The organism is Xenorhabdus eapokensis, assembly GCF_001908105.1.
In genome coordinates this window covers 134,519-137,675 of record NZ_MKGQ01000011.1, presented here as the reverse complement: position 1 = coordinate 137,675, position 3,157 = coordinate 134,519, and the positions used below count along the sequence as shown (strand labels likewise).

1 rRNA gene is annotated in these 3,157 nt (G+C 53.2%); it reads left to right on the top strand.

The features are described 5' to 3' along the window. The first annotated feature begins 112 nt into the window (after positions 1 to 112). A 23S ribosomal RNA gene (locus Xedl_RS41225) occupies positions 113 to 3,023 on the top strand. The last annotated feature ends 134 nt before the right edge of the window (positions 3,024 to 3,157 follow it).

Genomic DNA, 3,157 nt, shown 5'->3' with positions numbered 1-3,157 from the left:
TGCTCTTTAACAATCTGGAACAAGCTGAAAATTTGAAACAATCGATGTTGTTGAACGATAACATTGATGAGTCTCTCAAAAACTCCAGTCCGAAGACACCTTCGGGTTGTGAGGTTAAGCGACTAAGCGTACACGGTGGATGCCTAGGCAGTCAGAGGCGATGAAGGACGTGCTAATCTGCGAAAAGCGCCGGTGAGCTGATATGAAGCGTTATCAGCCGGCGATGTCCGAATGGGGAAACCCAGTGCAATCCGTTGCACTATCCTTATCTGAATTCATAGGGTAAGGAGGCGAACCGGGGGAACTGAAACATCTCAGTACCCCGAGGAAAAGAAATCAACCGAGATTCCCCCAGTAGCGGCGAGCGAACGGGGAGGAGCCCAGAGCCATCAGCGATAGCAGTGTCAGGAGAACGGTCTGGAAAGGCCGGCAGTAAAGGGTGAGAGCCCCGTATCCGAAGACACTGGTATTGTGAGCTCGAAGAGTAGGGCGGGACACGTGGTATCCTGTCTGAATATGGGGGGACCATCCTCCAAGGCTAAATACTCCTGACTGACCGATAGTGAACCAGTACCGTGAGGGAAAGGCGAAAAGAACCCCGGCGAGGGGAGTGAAAAAGAACCTGAAACCGTGTACGTACAAGCAGTGGGAGCCTTGATTTATCAGGGTGACTGCGTACCTTTTGTATAATGGGTCAGCGACTTATATTCTGTAGCAAGGTTAACCGCATAGGGGAGCCGCAGGGAAACCGAGTCTTAACTGGGCGTTAAGTTGCAGGGTATAGACCCGAAACCCGGTGATCTAGCCATGGGCAGGTTGAAGGTTGGGTAACACTAACTGGAGGACCGAACCGACTAATGTTGAAAAATTAGCGGATGACTTGTGGCTGGGGGTGAAAGGCCAATCAAACCGGGAGATAGCTGGTTCTCCCCGAAAGCTATTTAGGTAGCGCCTCGTGAATTCATCTTCGGGGGTAGAGCACTGTTTCGGCTAGGGGGTCATCCCGACTTACCAACCCGATGCAAACTGCGAATACCGAAGAATGTTATCACGGGAGACACACGGCGGGTGCTAACGTCCGTCGTGAAGAGGGAAACAACCCAGACCGCCAGCTAAGGTCCCCAAGTCATGGTTAAGTGGGAAACGAAGTGGGAAGGCTCAGACAGCCAGGATGTTGGCTTAGAAGCAGCCATCATTTAAAGAAAGCGTAATAGCTCACTGGTCGAGTCGGCCTGCGCGGAAGATGTAACGGGGCTAAACCATGCACCGAAGCTGCGGCAGCGACATTTAGGTGTTGTTGGGTAGGGGAGCGTTCTGTAAGCCGGCGAAGGTGAACTGTGAGGTTTGCTGGAGGTATCAGAAGTGCGAATGCTGACATAAGTAACGATAAAGCGGGTGAAAAACCCGCTCGCCGGAAGACCAAGGGTTCCTGTCCAACGTTAATCGGGGCAGGGTGAGTCGACCCCTAAGGCGAGGCTGAAAAGCGTAGTCGATGGGAAACAGGTTAATAGTCCTGTACTCGGTGTTACTGCGAAGGGGGGACGGAGAAGGCTATGTCATCCGGGCGACGGTCGTCCCGGTTTAAGCGTGTAGGCTGGCATCCCAGGGAAATCCGGGGTGCTTTAAGGCTGAGGCGTGATGACGAGGCACTACGGTGCTGAAGTGACAGATGCCCTGCTTCCAGGAAAAGCCTCTAAGCCTCAGGTAACATTGAATCGTACCCCAAACCGACACAGGTGGTCAGGTAGAGAATACTCAGGCGCTTGAGAGAACTCGGGTGAAGGAACTAGGCAAAATGGTGCCGTAACTTCGGGAGAAGGCACGCTGGCGTCAGGTGAAGGGACTTGCTCCCGGAGCCGAGGCCAGTCGCAGATACCAGCTGGCTGCAACTGTTTAATAAAAACACAGCACTGTGCAAACACGAAAGTGGACGTATACGGTGTGACGCCTGCCCGGTGCTGGAAGGTTAATTGATGGGGTTAGCCGCAAGGCGACGCTCTTGATCGAAGCCCCAGTAAACGGCGGCCGTAACTATAACGGTCCTAAGGTAGCGAAATTCCTTGTCGGGTAAGTTCCGACCTGCACGAATGGCGTAATGATGGCCAGGCTGTCTCCACCCGAGACTCAGTGAAATTGAACTCGCTGTGAAGATGCAGTGTACCCGCGGCAAGACGGAAAGACCCCGTGAACCTTTACTATAGCTTGACACTGAACCTTGAGCCTTGATGTGTAGGATAGGTGGGAGGCTGTGAAGTGTGGACGCCAGTCTGCATGGAGCCATCCTTGAAATACCACCCTTGAATGTTTGATGTTCTAACGTAGGCCCGTTATCCGGGTTGCGGACAGTGTCTGGTGGGTAGTTTGACTGGGGCGGTCTCCTCCCAAAGAGTAACGGAGGAGCACGAAGGTTAGCTAATCACGGTCGGACATCGTGAGGTTAGTGCAAAGGCATAAGCTAGCTTGACTGCGAGAGTGACGGCTCGAGCAGGTACGAAAGTAGGTCTTAGTGATCCGGTGGTTCTGAATGGAAGGGCCATCGCTCAACGGATAAAAGGTACTCCGGGGATAACAGGCTGATACCGCCCAAGAGTTCATATCGACGGCGGTGTTTGGCACCTCGATGTCGGCTCATCACATCCTGGGGCTGAAGTAGGTCCCAAGGGTATGGCTGTTCGCCATTTAAAGTGGTACGCGAGCTGGGTTTAGAACGTCGTGAGACAGTTCGGTCCCTATCTGCCGTGGGCGTTGGAAGATTGCAAGGGGCTGCTCCTAGTACGAGAGGACCGGAGTGGACGCACCACTGGTGTTCGGGTTGTCATGCCAATGGCACTGCCCGGTAGCTAAGTGCGGAAGAGATAACCGCTGAAAGCATCTAAGCGGGAAACTTGCCTTAAGATGAGTCTTCCCTTACTCCTTAGAGGGTACTGAAGGAGCGTTCGAGACGAGGACGTAGATAGGCTGGGTGTGTAAGCGTTGCGAGACGTTGAGCTAACCAGTACTAATGAACCGTGCGGCTTAACCTGACAACACCGAAGGTGTTTTGGGCATGAGAGAAGAGAAAGTTTCAGAGAGAGAAAACAGCTTGTTCGGGATTGAAAACAGGATTTGTCTGGCGGCAAGAGCGCGGTGGTCCCACCTGACCCCATGCCGAACTCAG